Source organism: Bradyrhizobium sp. BRP19 (assembly GCF_020194195.1).
GTDB classification, from domain to species: Bacteria; Pseudomonadota; Alphaproteobacteria; order Rhizobiales; family Xanthobacteraceae; genus Bradyrhizobium; species Bradyrhizobium yuanmingense.
The window spans coordinates 1-12,997 of record NZ_JADYVZ010000003.1; the positions used below are offsets into that span (position 1 = coordinate 1).

Here is a 12,997-nt window from a genome sequence, read left to right on the forward strand (position 1 = left end):
GCCGCAGGAAAAGCGCACAGCGTCGCCCTGATCGCTTGCGCCAGGAAGCTCCTTATCTACGCCAACACCGTTGTTGCCCGAGGTACGCCCTGGCGTGAAAATACCGCCGCAACTTAATGGTTGCTACAAGACGAGTGTCGGAATCCGTCTCCGCCAATCGTCCTCCGGACCAAGCGCGACGCACATGGAGCCCCCCATGCCCACCATCACCGCCTTCGAATCCTCCCCCGACCGCGGCAAGGGCCACGCGCGCGACATGCGGGTGCGCTGGGCGCTGGAAGAGGTCGGGCAGCCCTACGACGTCCGCCTCGTCTCGTTCGCCGCGATGAAACAGCCGGCGCATCGCGCGCTGCATCCGTTCGGACAGATCCCGACCTATGAGGATGGCGACCTCGCCCTGTTCGAATCCGGCGCGATCGTGCTCCATATCGCCGAACGCCATGATGGCTTGCTGCCAATGGATGCCAACGCGCGCAGCCGCGCCATCGCATGGATGTTCGCCGCGCTGAGCACAATGGAGCCGCCGATCGTCGAGCTCACCATGGCCATGCTGTTCGAGCGCGACAGGAGCTGGCACGCCGAGCGCCTGCCGAGCTTGCAGGAGCGCGTGCGCATCAGGCTCAGTGAACTGTCCCGCCGCCTTGGCAAAGCCGACTGGCTCGATGGCGCCTTCAGCGCCGGCGATCTCATGATGGTGACGGTGCTGCGGCGGCTGAATACGTCAGGCCTGCTCGATGAATTTCCTGAGATCGCCGCCTATGTCGCCCGCGGCGAGGCGCGGCCGGCATTCAGGCGGGCGTTCGAGGCGCAGCTGGCTGTGTTCACGGCCGCGCCGGGTTCGTAGGCGGGTCAGCCCGCTTCAGCTCAGCTGGGCCAGCTCGCGGGCGAGGTTCGCGCGGGCTTGGCGATCGAAAGTTGCGGCGAAGACCGGGTCGGGAAAGATGACCTCGCGTGCCGCGAAACGGCGCAGCACGCGGGCGCGGCCGGCGCGATAGTCCTCCTCGGCGACATGGCTGAACTCCCGGCGGATCGCGGCGGCATAGGCGTCGTAGCGGGCGGGATCGGCGCCGAGAATGCTGAGGTCGATCGAGATCAGGATCGCCCCGAGACGATCGCCGGGGAGAACGTCGTGCGTTCTAGTCAGACGGATCAGGCGGCCGACCTCCTGGCGAAGCTCGGCGCGAACGTGCTGCTCGGCAAGCTCCGCGCTGCGCTCCTCGTTGTCCGTCCGCGTCGGATCGTAGACCGCATCGTGCCACCAGATCGCTTCCGACAGCGTCTCGCGCTCGGCGGCCGAAAGACCCTCGACGCGCGCGAGCGCCGCCAGGCAATCCTCGATATGCGCGAGATTGTGATAGTGGCGGCCGGGCGCCGCATAGGCAGCGACCAATTCGTCGCGGGTCATGGGCGAAGTCTCACATCGTCGATCTTGTCCTTGTTGATGGCCATCGTGATCTCCCGGACCAGAGGATTGCGGTCATCCTATTGCGCAAAAGGCAATTCGCAAATGGCGCTCTGACGTAGCCCGGATGAGCGCAAGCGATATCCGGGGAGCCCATTCCCGCATGTCGCTGCGCTCATGCGGGCTACGAGGATTGCATCCGTTTCTACTCCCTAGCATGCTGGCCTCCGCCACCCCGGAGGCGCCCGCCCATGCTGACCCTCTACTCCTACCCAGAACTCTTCGGTGTCGCCGACAACAACGGCTACGGCCTCAAGGTCTATGCGTTTCTCAAGCTCGCGGGCGCGCCGTTCGTGCATGAGCACGTCTTCGATGCCTCGGCCGCGCCGCGCGGGCAGCTGCCTTACATCGTTGACGACGGCGAGATCATCGGCGACAGCGAGGCTATCATCGCGCACGCGACTAAGAAATTCCGCCTCACGATCGACGCCGACTTGTCAGCGGAGCAGCGCCGCACCGACCATCTCGTCACGCGCATGCTGGACGATCTCTACTGGGTGATGTCCTATTCGCGCTGGAAGGACGAGCGCTTCTATCCGGCGTTCCGCGACGCCTTCATCGCGCAGCATCCGCAGATCGACCCTACCGGCTTCGAGAAGGCCAAGGCCTACAACGCGCAGCGCTATCACTTCCAGGGCATCGGTCGCTACACGCCCGAGCAGGCCTACGCGCGGGGGCTCGCTGACTTGCAGGTGCTGGCGGACATCGCGCCGGCGCAAGGCTTCGTACACGGCGCGGCGCCGACGAGCGTTGATGCCGGCATCTACGGCTTCATCGCCAACATCTATTACTTTCCGATCCCGACGCCGCTGAAGGCCTTCGTCGATGCGCACGCTAACCTCGTCGCACATTGCGAGCGGGTGCATGCGAGGGTCGAGAAATCGTAGGGTGGGTTAGCTTCGGGCGGCGCGAAGCGCTGTCCGAAGCGTAACCCACCACTGTTCGTCTCCGGAGACGCCAAAGAGGTGGGTTACGCCCCGCGGATTCGCTGCGCGGATCCGCAGGGCTAACCCACCCTACGGCACCGCCTTCTACCGCATCGTGATCGCAAGCCCGCTGAGATCCGCATTCGCCATCAACCCCACCTGCGTGCCCGACAGCTCCAGCACTGCGCCCTTCTGGTTGGTCAGCACGATGGCGCGGGCGCCGGAGCCGACGGCGATGCCGGCACCGGCGGCGCCGTAGACGCCGGCAACGTCGGAGGGACGGTTGATGTTGGAGACGCGGCCGCGCAGCACGGTCTTGGATCCCCCGAACACCAGGCCGTAGTCGAGGCCGCCGGTGGAGAGCCCGTACGAGCGGCCGCGGAAGTTGAGCACGCCCGAGCCGCCGGAGCCGCCGATGATCCAGCCCGCCTTGTAGATCGTCAGCGTCACGAAGCCGCTGTCGGCCTGCGCGGTCGTCGAGAGGCCAGCCAGGGCGACGATGGCGACGCACGCGGCGCGGAGGGTGGATGCGAGCTTCATGGGGGTCTCCGGGGGCTGTTTTTTTAAAGGAGGGTTCGAATCAGACGGAGCGAATGTACCTGATCGATCGGGGCGGCAACATGATCGGCGGGCGTTTCCGCAAGCAAGGCGGCGGCGAGACTCGCGGAAGGTCCTCATGCTCCGTCATTGCGAGCCAACGGGTCCGCGCGAAGCGCGGCCCGATGACAGGCTCCGCGAAGCAATCCAGAATCGCTCCGCGGCGGCAGTCTGGATTGCTTCGTCGCAAGGGCTCCTCGCAATGACGGGTGAATGGCCTGCTCTCTCGCCACGCGCAGGCCGCACGCGGGGAGAGGCGAAGACCACCATCGCCATCGTGCCATAATGCCCCTGTTTTGCCCGACGGAGCAAGCGGATGCTTCGCGTTTGGCGAATTCTGGAAAACATCAATGGTTTCCGTGCGGCGCCTACTGTGCATGGGGTTGTTTTCGCACTTTTGTTTTGAGCATCCCCGCGCCAGCCGCTACGCTCCTGCGTCCGCCCCCGTCCTGAGGTGATCCCATGCCGATCCAGCATTTCGCGCCCCCGCCGCACGTCAAGGCGCCGCCGCTGTCCTTTGCGACGCGGGTTGGCGACCTCCTGTTCGTCTCCGGCATTCCCGGCTTCGATGCCAATGGTGCGCTGCCCGACGGCTTCGAGACGCAGTTCGCCAATGTCGTCGTCAACATCAAGCGCGTGCTGGGCGAGGCCGGCGCCGGCATGCATGATCTCGTCAAGGTCAACGTGCTCCTGACCCGCGCCTCGGACGTCGCCGCGATGAACGCGCTCTATGCCGGCGCCTTCGGCCCGCCGCCGTACCCGGCGCGCACCACCTGCGTGGTGCAGGCGCTGCCCGATCCGAAGATGCTGATCGAGATCGAGGCTGTCGCTTCGCTGGCCAAGTAGGAGCGGATTAAGCTGCGTGTGACCTATCGGGCACGCGTCCAAACCAAATGCTCATGGCACGGCTGACATGTCCGTGAATGGCGGCTCACCGGCTTGCAAAGGACCTGCTTTTACCGCACGAATTTTTTCGGTCCCATGTCCCACCACCCATGTCCCACCAGGAGATACTTCATGCGTCGCCTTCTCGCGCTCAGTGCCGTTGCCGGCATCGCTAGTTCCGTGTTCGCCGTGCCCGCCTCCGCGAAGGTCGGCTATTACGTGATCCGCTGGGACAACACCGGCATCTGCCAGGTCTGGAACGAGGACCTGCAGTACAAGCCGTTCCAGTTCGGGGTCTCTACCTACAAGGTCGTCAGCAAGCCGTTCCCGACCTTCCAGCAGGCCTCGGACTTGCAGATCAAGATGCGCACCGAGCGGAAGTGCACGCTCTGAGCCGGACGCGAGAGTAGCGCTTGAAGGGCGGGTCGCGCGGGCGATCCGCCCTTTTGCTTTGCGTGGCCTGAGGCGTTTCCCGGCCGCCATCAGACCTGTCCCGCGCACATTCTTTGAACCTCGGCGGCGGGTGGAACTACTCACATCTTGTCCGGGGCGCATGCCAAGCGCGTCCCGCACCACCCCTCCCCGTCATTGTCGGGAGGCGCATCACATCATTCATTTGAGGAGCTGATCATGCGTCGTATTTCCATGCTGTGCGCTGCCGCCGGTCTTGCCATCACCGCGTTCGTCGCCGCGAGCCCGGCCGAAGCCAGCTATCATCTGATCCGCTGGCAGGACACCGGCTTCTGCCAGATCTGGGACGAGAGCATCCCGACCACGCCGTGGCCGGCCGGCTATCACCGCGCCAGCGCCAGCGTGCCGACCTTCGTCGATGCACTCATGGTCAAGGACGCCGCGCTCAAGAGCGGCAGCTGCAAGTGGTAAGATAATCGATCGGCGGACGAAGAACCGGGCAAGGACGAGGGCGTCCTTGCCCGGTTTGCTTTTCGAAGGCCTGAGACGCTCACGCGTCCTTGTACGCGCCGGGATGGATCAGGATGTCGCGCGCGGCGGCGAGGTCGATGAAGGCTTCGGCGCTGCCGCCCTGGTCGGGATGCAGGCCCTTGGCGGCGCGGCGATAGGCCTGGTTGATGTCCTCGCAAGTGAGCTGCACCGCGAGCGGCAGGCCGAGCACCTTGCGCGCGCGGTCCTCGCTGGAGAGCTTCTTCGGCGCGGCGTTACGGCGGCCGAAGCGCGGCGCGGTCAGATCGTGCACGACCTCGAGCACCACACTGATACGGCGCTGGGCCGCCAGCGTCACGCTGTGATCGTCGTTGTCGACGGCCTGGCGCAGCACCGGCAGCGCCTGCTCGGCAGCCTGGCGCAGCGTGACGTCGCTGCTCATCCGCGCGATCTCGGCCACCAGCCGGCCGGCCTCGGCCCAATCCGGCGCTTGCGCGGACCGCAGGCGTTCCAGAGCGAGTTTCCAGGTTTCGAGCCGTTCCATCATGCGCGCAACGTTTAGCAATCAGGATCAGTATGCCAAGGCCGCCGTTTCCGACCCCTTAATTTCGCGTTAGCGTTTCGTGAAACTTCGAAACGAAAACGGGAGGAATATGCCATGGCGCTGCTCGCAAACCACATTGCCGTCGTCACCGGCGCCGGTTCCGGAATCGGCCGGGCGATCGCCGCCGGCTATGCGCGCGAGGGCGCGCAGGTCGTGCTGCTCGACGTCAACGCCGAGACGGCGGCGGAGGCCGCGCAGGAGATCCGGACAGCGGGCGGCAAGGCCGAGAGCTTTGCGCTCGACGTCGTCAGGCGCGAGGATTGCTTCGCGCTCGCCAGGCAGATCGCGGACAAAATCGGGCAGGTCTCGATCCTCGTCAACAATGCCGGCATCACCCGCCGCAACGCCTTCACCGCGGAGACCGAGACGGTGGCGAAGGACTGGAACGACATCATCTCGCTCAACCTCAACGGCGTGTTCAACGTGACGCAGGCGTTCCTCGCGCCCTTGCGCGCCAGCAAAGGCCGCATCGTCAACATCGGCTCGATCCAGTCCTTCGTGCATCTGCGCACGCCGAGCTCGGCGGCCTACACCACCTCGAAACACGGCGTGCTCGGCTTCACCAAGGCGCTCGCGGTCGAGCTCGGCAAGGAAGGCGTGCGCGTCAATGCGATCGGCCCCGGCTTCATCGAGACCAACCTCAACGCCAATGCGCGCGCGACCAATCCGGCGCTGGTGCAGGCTTTCATCGATCACACCCCGCTGGCGCGCACCGGCAAGCCCGAGGACATCGTCGGTCCCGCGGTGTTCCTCGCCTCCGACCTGTCGGCCTATGTCACCGGAACCATCGTGATGGTGGACGGCGGCTATCGCACGGTGTGAGGGATGCGAGGCTCGCACCAATCGCGGCGGCATCTGGGCATTCTCAAGATCAATTCGGTGCAGCCCCTCCAATTAACCTTTCATTAACCAAACCGGACCACCGTAGATTCACGGCTTGGGGGTCGTTGGTTCTCGATCCGCTTCCGACGGTGGAAGCGGGCGTTGATCGGGAGGTGTGTTGATGACCACTGTTCATGTCGCCGCGTCCGGGCCGGACGCACAATTCCTTGCCCCGAACCAGATCGTTCCGCTTCTGATCGGTGCCACCGTCGACGAGGTCGAGCGTGAGCTCGTGATCCAGACGCTGGCGCGCTGTGACGGCAACCGCACGCGCGCCTCGCGCGTGCTCGGCCTTTCCGTACGCACGCTGCGCAACAAGATCAGGCTCTATGCCGCCTCCGGCATCGACGTGCCCGCCTGTCAGGATTAGCGCACGACATCAATCGGCCAGCGACGACGCGCTGCGCAGCCGCGCGATCGATGAGGCGGCCGCTCGCGCCGCCGATTGATGTTGATCAAGCCTGGCACGAAGCGCGGGCGGAATTGCTGCTGTCGTCAAACGCCGCTAAGTAGCTTGCTCCAGGTGAAGGGAGCGGTGGCGTGGCAGACGACCAGGGACGACGGCCGGGGCCTCAGGGGCCTCGCGGGCGGCAAGGCGAGCCGGGACGGCCGGGGCCACAGGGGCATCCGGGCCGGCGCGGCCCCGACGGCGCACGCGGCAAGCCCGGGCCGCAGGGCAAGCCGGGCCCGGTCGGAAAGGCCGGGCCGCCCGGCAAGCCCGGTCCGCAAGGCAAACAGGGCGAAGCCGGTCCGCGTGGGCCAGCCGGCGCACCGGGACCTGCCGGGCCGCAGGGACCGGCGGGGCCGCAAGGCCCGCGCGGCGAGCCGGGTCCGCCCGGCCAATTGCCGTCGATCGAGCAGGTGCTGCCCTGGCTCGACCAGCTCTTCGATGCCTGGGACGAACGCCGCCGCCAACGCGAGCGCGAAGCCGCCGAGCGCGAAGCGCTCGAAGCCGCCGTCCAGGAGACCGACGAGGCAATCGTCGATGACGAGGGCGATGACGTCGACGATCACAGGAAGAAAAAGAAAAAGAAGAAGCAGGGCAAGGATAGCCGACGGGTCTAGTCGGGCCGATCCTCGCGCCGCGGCAGCATGCCCATGCGCTCGAATTGCCAGCGCATGGCGCGATACCAGAAATAGCCGACCGCCGCGCCGCACAGGGCGAGGATGATCACGTTCGCGCTCGAGAACGAGCCGCTCCACCACATCATCCACGCGGTCCACAGCAGCGTGAAGACGATGGCACCTGCTTTCAAAGGAAGAAGGGGGTGGCTCATGTCGTGCTCCGGGCGATCAAAACCCCGGCCGCCACCATCGCAAGCCGAGGCAGCAGATACCGTGAGCCAGATCACGGAGCACGCTGCCTGACCTCACGTACCGAAGCGCAGCCGCGAACGCTCTTTCGCCTTCTCCGCCTCAACCTCGCGGTCGCGCGCCGGCGCGTTCGTATGCAGCGAGGTCAGGAGTTTTCGCGCCGCCTCGGAGACCTCGGCCACCGCACGATCGAACGCCGCCTCGTTGGCCTGCGACGGCTTGTTGAAACCCGACAGCTTTCGCACGAATTGCAGCGCGCTGGCGTGGATCTCATCCTCCGTCGCCGGCGGCTCGAAGTTGAACAGCGTCTTGATGTTGCGGCACATGCACTTTCTCCCGGCGTTTTCCTTAAGACGAAGGTCCGAGCCGAAATCCTACATCCGCCTTCTCGCTTCTGCGACCAACTTGGTGGATGCGCATCGCCACAAGCTGATCTCGCAGCGCATCATAAGCGGGGCGCCGGCATCGCATATTATTTGAGCATGCATTGCAGTGACGGCTCAGGCTTAATCCGTGCCAACGATAGGGAAAGACGCGCAGGACAATCGCGCGCCCATGGCACGATACGCGACGAGGAGGATCGCATGCACAGGCTCGCACTGTGCGTTTGGTTGGTTGCGGCGACAGCGCTGGCAAACGTTGCGTTCGCGCGCGACAATGGCCAATACGACCACGTTCCGCCCGACATCCGCGCCTGGTTCAAGAGCGTGATCGCGCCGAACGGGGTTCCCTGCTGCGACATCTCCGATGGCCATCGCACCGAGTATGACGTGCGCAATGGCGCTTATTGGGTGCCGATCGAGGGACAATGGATCGAGGTGCCCGGACGCGCCATCATCCGCGACCAGGGCAATCCGATCGGCCAGGCCGTGGTGTGGTACGTCCACCACCGCGGCTCCATCATCATCAGCTGCTTCGTGCCGGCGGATGCGGTGTAACGCGCCTTGGTGATTTCCATTGGCTGGCTACGGCCCGATCGGGTAGCTTGAAGCCCAGCTGAAGCGGAGGCACGCCGTTGACCGATCTTAGCGCCGAAGACCTCGCCACCATCTATGCCAAGCCGAGCCCGCGCGTGATCGCGAAGGCACGGCCCGCGATCGATGCGCATGCGAAGAAATTCATCGAGATGTCGCCATTCTGCGTGCTCGCGACATCGGGAGCGGACGGCAGCGTCGACGCTTCGCCGCGCGGCGGCGGCATCGGCTTCGTCCGCGTCGCCGGCCCCAACCAGCTGCTGATGCCCGACCGCTCCGGCAACAACCGCATCGACAGTTTCCGCAACGTCGTCGAAGGCTCAGGCTTCGTGCATTTGCTGTTCTTCGTGCCGGGCATCGAGGAGACGCTGCGCGTCGGCGGCCGCGGCACGCTGTCGGCCGACCCGGATCTGCTCGCCTCGATGGTGGAATTCGGCAAGCCGCCGCGCGCGGTGCTGAACGTCGCGGTCAGCGAGGTCTATTTCCATTGCGGCAAGGCGCTGATGCGCTCGAAGCTGTGGGGGTCGGAGAAGGTGCAGCGCTCGGTGATGCCGAGCATCGTCACGGTCATTCACGAGCAGACCGGCCTCGGCGAACCGGCGAGCCAGGAGGCCGTGGAAGAGCTCTACAAGACGCAGCTGTAGCCAAGAGCGTTCCGCAAAACGAAGCGTCGTGCGGCAACACGTGGATGGCCGGGGTCAAGCCCGGCCATGACGATGGAGGGAGCCAGGCCCGAGTTTAGTGCCCCTCGCCCTCGAGCCCGCCGACATGCTTCTGGGTGTAGAGCTCAAGGCCGATGCGGCCGATCAGATCGAGCTGGGTCTCGAGGAAGTCGATGTGGTGCTCCTCGTCGCTCATCAGCTTCTCGAACAGGTCGCGTGTGACATAGTCCTTGGCGCTGTGACAGTAGGTCGCCGCTTCCTGATAGAGCGCCCGCGCGCTCATCTCGGCGGCGAGATCGCACTCGATGATCTCCTTGACGTTCTGGCCGATGCGCAGGGGATCGAGCACCTGCATGTTCGGAAAGCCGTCGAAGAACAGGATCCGCTCGGTGAGCTTGTCGGCGTGCTCCATCTCCTCGATGGATTCCTTGCGCCAGACCTTGGCCATGTCCAGCAGGCCCCAATTGTCGAGGAAGCGGTAATGCAGCCAGTACTGATTGATCGCAGTCAGCTCATGACGCAGCGCCTTGTTGAGATAGTCGATGACTTTTGCGTCGCCCTGCATGGTTCACTCCAGCTCTTGCAGTCCAAATCGGTCCCAAACCGAGTTTAGAACGCTTCTAAATCACTTTGCGAGCGAGAGCAACCGGCTACGGGAACCCAGCCGGGGAAAAGCTCAGCCGGAGTTGCGGAAGTTTTCAACAGGCCGCGAGGGCGAACTCGGCGGGTTCGGCGGTCTCGTCGTTGGCGGCCACGGTGTGGCTATGCGGGCAGCCGGCGCAGCAGGACTGCGCACAGGGGCCGAGCGCTTCGTCGATGATACTCTTGATCGTCCGGGCGCAGCGCCCGCATTCGGCGCTGCAGCCGAGACAGCCATAGACCTGCTTGGCATGCCGCACGGCGTCGTCGGACTCGGCGACGGCGGCGCGGATATCATCATCGCTCAGCACATTACAGGAACAAACGATCATGGAAGCGGCAGGCCCTTCGGTGATGCGCCATCATCGATATTTAACAGGCCGGCCGGATGCAAAAGGAAAAACAGGTATTTGAAGCTATTCCAAACTGGCCTGATCAAAGCCTAGAACGGCTCTAAATCAAGCTCTTGCGCTGGATCAAGATTGTAGCCCACTAGTCGCCGCCACCGCCGCCTCCTCCTCCGCCGTCGCCACCGCCTCCGCAGTCGCCGCCGCTACTGCTGCTATCGCTGCTGGAACAGCTTGCGCCGTCGCCAGAGCTCCCCGAACTGCCGCCGGAAAACCAGCTTCCCAGCGAGAAGCCGTCATTCGTCCCGGAATAGGTGCTCTCCCCGCTACTCCCTCCGTGGCTGCCGGCGGTAGCGCGGGAGCGCCGTGCGCGGTTCTGGAGATGTGCGATCCAGCCGTAGCCGACCGCGAAAACGATCCCGGCCGCAATCAAAGCATTAATCATCGCGTTGCCCATCATCGTCTCCCGGTGGGACCCATACCAATTGGTCGTCTCCGGCAAAGGTGCCGTTCATTGATCATTCAAGCGGAATATGGAACCTTGCGGCCCAAAGGTTCCCGCGTGTTCGTCTGAAAGGTCAAGCAATGAAGAAGTCGCTCCTGGCGGTCGCTGCCGTCGCCATTCTGGCCCTGACGGCCGGAACACCGGCCCATGCCCAGCGCGGTGTCGCGGCAGGCGTGGCCGCCGGGATCATCGGCGGCGCCATTGTCGGCGGCGCGCTGGCTTCTCCGTATTATTACGGGCCTAGCTATGGCTACTATGGGCCGGGCTACTACCCGCCGCGCTACTACGCCCCGGGTCCAGGCTATGTTGCCGACGACTATTACGGCGGCTGCGTCTGGCAGAAGCAGCGCTTCTGGGATGGCTATGCCTGGCGCGTCCGTCGCGTCCGAGTCTGCGGCTGAGGCGCGCCAAGCCGGTTCACTACGGATGCGCCGTTCATCTCAGGGCCTGAAAAAGACCGCTTTTTCTCGTCACAGCTCCGTGTGCGTTTACCGTGGATTGACCATTTGCGCGCTTCCTAGCTGCAAGGCCAATTCCATCAGAGTGTGCGTGAACCTTTGAAACCCGGGCGCCTCTAACAGGAGGAACCCATCTCCCAGGAGAGCCAAGAGCATGAACAAGACTTTAGTTGCCGCGCTCACGGTCGCGACGGTCGCCGGTTCGCTGGTGACCGCCGCTCCGTCCGCGAAGGCCCATGACGGCGTCGGCGCCGGTATCGCAGCCGGCCTGATCGGTGGCGCCATCGTCGGCGGCGCCATCGCCTCCAGCCGTCCCGCCTATGGCGGCCCCGTTTACATCGCCGAGCCCCCGCCGCCCGCGCCCTGCTACTGGCGCCGCGAGCGCTATTGGGACGGCTACGGCTGGGTCAGCCGTCCGGTTCGCGTTTGCTACTGATCTGATTGCCTGGCGCATGCGCGCCGCGATCGGAAAGCCCGGCCGAGAGCATTGGCCGGGCTTTTTGTTTGCGCACGCTAAAGCGCGATGCGGTTAGGATGAAGCGTCATCGCGCTTTAGGTTATTGTTTGAGCATGATCTTTTCGGAAAACCGCTTCACACTTTTCCGGATCATGCTCTATCGCGCCGCCTGGATCGAACGCAGCACCTCTTCGCTCGGCCAGCAATCGACCTTGAGGCCCGCCGACTTCTGATAGGCGCCAAGCGCCGCACGGGTCTGCATGCCGGCCTTGCCGTCGATCTTGTCCTTGTAGAGCCCGATCCGCGTCAGCTCGCGCTGCATGGTCTCGACGTCCTTGGTGCGCAATTGCTTCGAGGCGGACCAGGGCGTTGCGAACGGCAGCGGGCTCGTCATGCGGTCGCTGAGATGGCCGACGAACAGCACGTAGAGATCGGAGAAATTGTATTCCTTGATGACGAAGTAATTCTTCGTGGTCAGGAATGACGGGCCGTAGATGCCTTCGGGCTGGAGCAGCGAGGCCGGCTGCGCCTGCTCGGCGGCGCTGAGCTTTTGGCCGCGTACCGGGACAAAACCCTCGCGCAGCCATTGGCCGATCGGCTTCGTCACCTCCGGCACGCCCGTCGTGCAATCGACCTTCGCCGGCGCCTGCACCTCGTAAGCCCAGCGCACGCCGCTCTGCCAGCCCTTGTTGACGAGCTGCTGCGCAGCCGAGGCCAGCGCATCCGGCACCGAGTGCCAGATGTCGATGCGGCCGTCGCCGTCGAAATCGACGCCATGCTTGTAATATTCGGACGGCAGGAACTGGGTGAGGCCGGTCGCGCCGGCCCAGGACGAGCGCATGTCCTTGCGCGTGACGACGCCTTCATCGAGGATCTTGAGCGCGGCAATGAACTCGTTGCGATACTGATCCTTTCGGCGTCCGACATAGGCCTGCGTCGCCAGTACGCGCACCAGATCGTAGGGCAACGTGTGCCGGCCATAGTCTGTCTCGCGGCCCCAGATGGCGAGCATGACGGTCGCCGGCACCCCGGACTTCTTCTCGATCTCGTTCAGCGAGGTACGATGCTTTTGGAGCAGCCGCTGCCCCTCGCCTGCAAGCCGCGCGATCGAGGCTTCCTTGACGTAGTCGGCCGGCACCTGCACGAACTCGGCCTGCGACGGCGCACCCGTTGCCGGCCGCCCGGGCAAGAGCAGATCGGGCAGCTTGTAATCGGGCTCCAGCCCGCGCGTTTGCGCATCGAACGTTGCGCGCGAAACGCCGGCCTGTTGGGCCTCCGGCCACAACGAGGCGATGAACTGGGTGAAAGCGGCGTCGGCAGCACGGACGGGCGACCAGCTGCAGGCGATGACGATCCCCGCAGCGATGAGCGCCCGTCGCATCATG

General features: G+C 64.9%; 21 protein-coding genes. 12 read left to right on the forward strand and 9 right to left on the reverse strand.

What is annotated here, in order from left to right:
• Positions 1-196 precede the first annotated feature (196 nt).
• The gene (locus I6F36_RS10250; RefSeq protein WP_225126028.1) at positions 197-844 is read left to right on the forward strand and encodes a glutathione S-transferase family protein; all 648 of its coding nucleotides are present in this window, start codon (positions 197-199) and stop codon (positions 842-844) included.
• A gap of 15 nt (positions 845-859) precedes the next feature.
• Here the strand turns inward: I6F36_RS10250 and I6F36_RS10255 are convergent, their stop codons facing one another.
• On the reverse strand, positions 860-1,405 hold the full coding sequence (locus I6F36_RS10255) for a phosphohydrolase (RefSeq protein ID WP_225126029.1): 546 nt from the start codon (positions 1,403-1,405) through the stop codon (positions 860-862).
• A 248-nt stretch (positions 1,406-1,653) separates the two neighbouring features.
• On the opposite strand from I6F36_RS10255, the gene I6F36_RS10260 reads away from it, so the two are divergent.
• Positions 1,654-2,349: a glutathione S-transferase family protein gene (locus tag I6F36_RS10260; protein ID WP_225126030.1), complete on the forward strand. Its 696-nt coding sequence runs from the start codon at positions 1,654-1,656 to the stop codon at positions 2,347-2,349.
• 144 nt (positions 2,350-2,493) lie between these two features.
• On the opposite strand, the gene I6F36_RS10265 is transcribed toward I6F36_RS10260, so the two are convergent.
• Entirely contained in the window at positions 2,494-2,928 is a 435-nt protein-coding gene (locus I6F36_RS10265; RefSeq protein WP_036013234.1) for a hypothetical protein, read from the reverse strand.
• A gap of 519 nt (positions 2,929-3,447) precedes the next feature.
• On the opposite strand from I6F36_RS10265, the gene I6F36_RS10270 reads away from it, so the two are divergent.
• From I6F36_RS10270 to I6F36_RS10280, 3 genes are all read left to right on the forward strand, one after another.
• Entirely contained in the window at positions 3,448-3,831 is a 384-nt protein-coding gene (locus I6F36_RS10270; protein ID WP_109144713.1) for a RidA family protein, read from the forward strand.
• A 171-nt stretch (positions 3,832-4,002) separates the two neighbouring features.
• Positions 4,003-4,263 carry a hypothetical protein gene (locus I6F36_RS10275; RefSeq protein WP_036013227.1) on the forward strand — a complete coding sequence of 87 codons (261 nt, stop codon included), beginning with the start codon at positions 4,003-4,005 and terminating at the stop codon, positions 4,261-4,263.
• A gap of 237 nt (positions 4,264-4,500) precedes the next feature.
• A complete protein-coding gene (locus tag I6F36_RS10280) occupies positions 4,501-4,752 on the forward strand; it encodes a hypothetical protein (protein WP_225126032.1) in 252 nt (83 codons plus the stop codon).
• 79 nt (positions 4,753-4,831) lie between these two features.
• On the opposite strand, the gene I6F36_RS10285 is transcribed toward I6F36_RS10280, so the two are convergent.
• Positions 4,832-5,317 (reverse strand): J domain-containing protein, encoded by a 486-nt coding sequence (locus tag I6F36_RS10285; RefSeq protein ID WP_225126034.1) that lies wholly within the window; start codon positions 5,315-5,317, stop codon positions 4,832-4,834.
• Positions 5,318-5,428: 111 nt separating this feature from the next.
• Between I6F36_RS10285 and I6F36_RS10290 the strand changes: the two genes are divergently transcribed.
• The 3 genes from I6F36_RS10290 to I6F36_RS10300 all read left to right on the forward strand — a co-directional run bounded on the left by I6F36_RS10290 (position 5,429) and on the right by I6F36_RS10300 (position 7,321).
• On the forward strand, positions 5,429-6,196 hold the full coding sequence (locus tag I6F36_RS10290; protein WP_225126035.1) for an SDR family NAD(P)-dependent oxidoreductase: 768 nt from the start codon (positions 5,429-5,431) through the stop codon (positions 6,194-6,196).
• A 181-nt stretch (positions 6,197-6,377) separates the two neighbouring features.
• Positions 6,378-6,626 carry a helix-turn-helix domain-containing protein gene (locus tag I6F36_RS10295; RefSeq protein WP_036013218.1) on the forward strand — a complete coding sequence of 83 codons (249 nt, stop codon included), beginning with the start codon at positions 6,378-6,380 and terminating at the stop codon, positions 6,624-6,626.
• A gap of 170 nt (positions 6,627-6,796) precedes the next feature.
• A complete protein-coding gene (locus tag I6F36_RS10300; RefSeq protein ID WP_036013214.1) occupies positions 6,797-7,321 on the forward strand; it encodes a collagen-like protein in 525 nt (174 codons plus the stop codon).
• Here the strand turns inward: I6F36_RS10300 and I6F36_RS10305 are convergent.
• Complete coding sequence (locus I6F36_RS10305; protein WP_036013212.1) at positions 7,318-7,533, reverse strand: hypothetical protein; 216 nt, start codon at positions 7,531-7,533, stop codon at positions 7,318-7,320. The two genes, I6F36_RS10300 and I6F36_RS10305, sit on opposite strands and share 4 nt — an antisense overlap.
• A 93-nt stretch (positions 7,534-7,626) precedes the next feature.
• Positions 7,627-7,896 carry a DUF2277 domain-containing protein gene (locus tag I6F36_RS10310; protein WP_036013210.1) on the reverse strand — a complete coding sequence of 90 codons (270 nt, stop codon included), beginning with the start codon at positions 7,894-7,896 and terminating at the stop codon, positions 7,627-7,629.
• 258 nt (positions 7,897-8,154) lie between these two features.
• Here I6F36_RS10310 and I6F36_RS10315 point away from each other — a divergent pair, with 258 nt between their 5' ends.
• Both I6F36_RS10315 and I6F36_RS10320 read left to right on the forward strand, forming a co-directional pair.
• Positions 8,155-8,508 carry a hypothetical protein gene (locus tag I6F36_RS10315; protein ID WP_036028558.1) on the forward strand — a complete coding sequence of 118 codons (354 nt, stop codon included), beginning with the start codon at positions 8,155-8,157 and terminating at the stop codon, positions 8,506-8,508.
• Between the two features lie 77 nt (positions 8,509-8,585).
• Positions 8,586-9,188: an MSMEG_1061 family FMN-dependent PPOX-type flavoprotein gene (locus tag I6F36_RS10320; protein WP_036013208.1), complete on the forward strand. Its 603-nt coding sequence runs from the start codon at positions 8,586-8,588 to the stop codon at positions 9,186-9,188.
• 94 nt (positions 9,189-9,282) lie between these two features.
• Here the strand turns inward: I6F36_RS10320 and bfr are convergent, their stop codons facing one another.
• The 3 genes from bfr to I6F36_RS10335 form a co-directional block, all read right to left on the reverse strand.
• A complete protein-coding gene (gene bfr, locus I6F36_RS10325; RefSeq protein ID WP_036013205.1) occupies positions 9,283-9,771 on the reverse strand; it encodes a bacterioferritin in 489 nt (162 codons plus the stop codon).
• Positions 9,772-9,904: 133 nt separating this feature from the next.
• Entirely contained in the window at positions 9,905-10,177 is a 273-nt protein-coding gene (locus I6F36_RS10330; protein WP_036013202.1) for a bacterioferritin-associated ferredoxin, read from the reverse strand.
• 160 nt (positions 10,178-10,337) lie between these two features.
• Entirely contained in the window at positions 10,338-10,652 is a 315-nt protein-coding gene (locus I6F36_RS10335; protein ID WP_225126036.1) for a hypothetical protein, read from the reverse strand.
• Positions 10,653-10,777: 125 nt separating this feature from the next.
• Between I6F36_RS10335 and I6F36_RS10340 the strand changes: the two genes are divergently transcribed.
• Positions 10,778-11,098 carry a hypothetical protein gene (locus I6F36_RS10340; RefSeq protein WP_057026972.1) on the forward strand — a complete coding sequence of 107 codons (321 nt, stop codon included), beginning with the start codon at positions 10,778-10,780 and terminating at the stop codon, positions 11,096-11,098.
• Positions 11,099-11,309: 211 nt separating this feature from the next.
• On the forward strand, positions 11,310-11,591 hold the full coding sequence (locus tag I6F36_RS10345; RefSeq protein ID WP_036013199.1) for a hypothetical protein: 282 nt from the start codon (positions 11,310-11,312) through the stop codon (positions 11,589-11,591).
• Between the two features lie 178 nt (positions 11,592-11,769).
• Here the strand turns inward: I6F36_RS10345 and I6F36_RS10350 are convergent, their stop codons facing one another.
• On the reverse strand, positions 11,770-12,996 hold the full coding sequence (locus I6F36_RS10350; RefSeq protein WP_225126037.1) for a lytic murein transglycosylase: 1,227 nt from the start codon (positions 12,994-12,996) through the stop codon (positions 11,770-11,772).
• Between the last annotated feature and the right edge of the window lies 1 nt (position 12,997).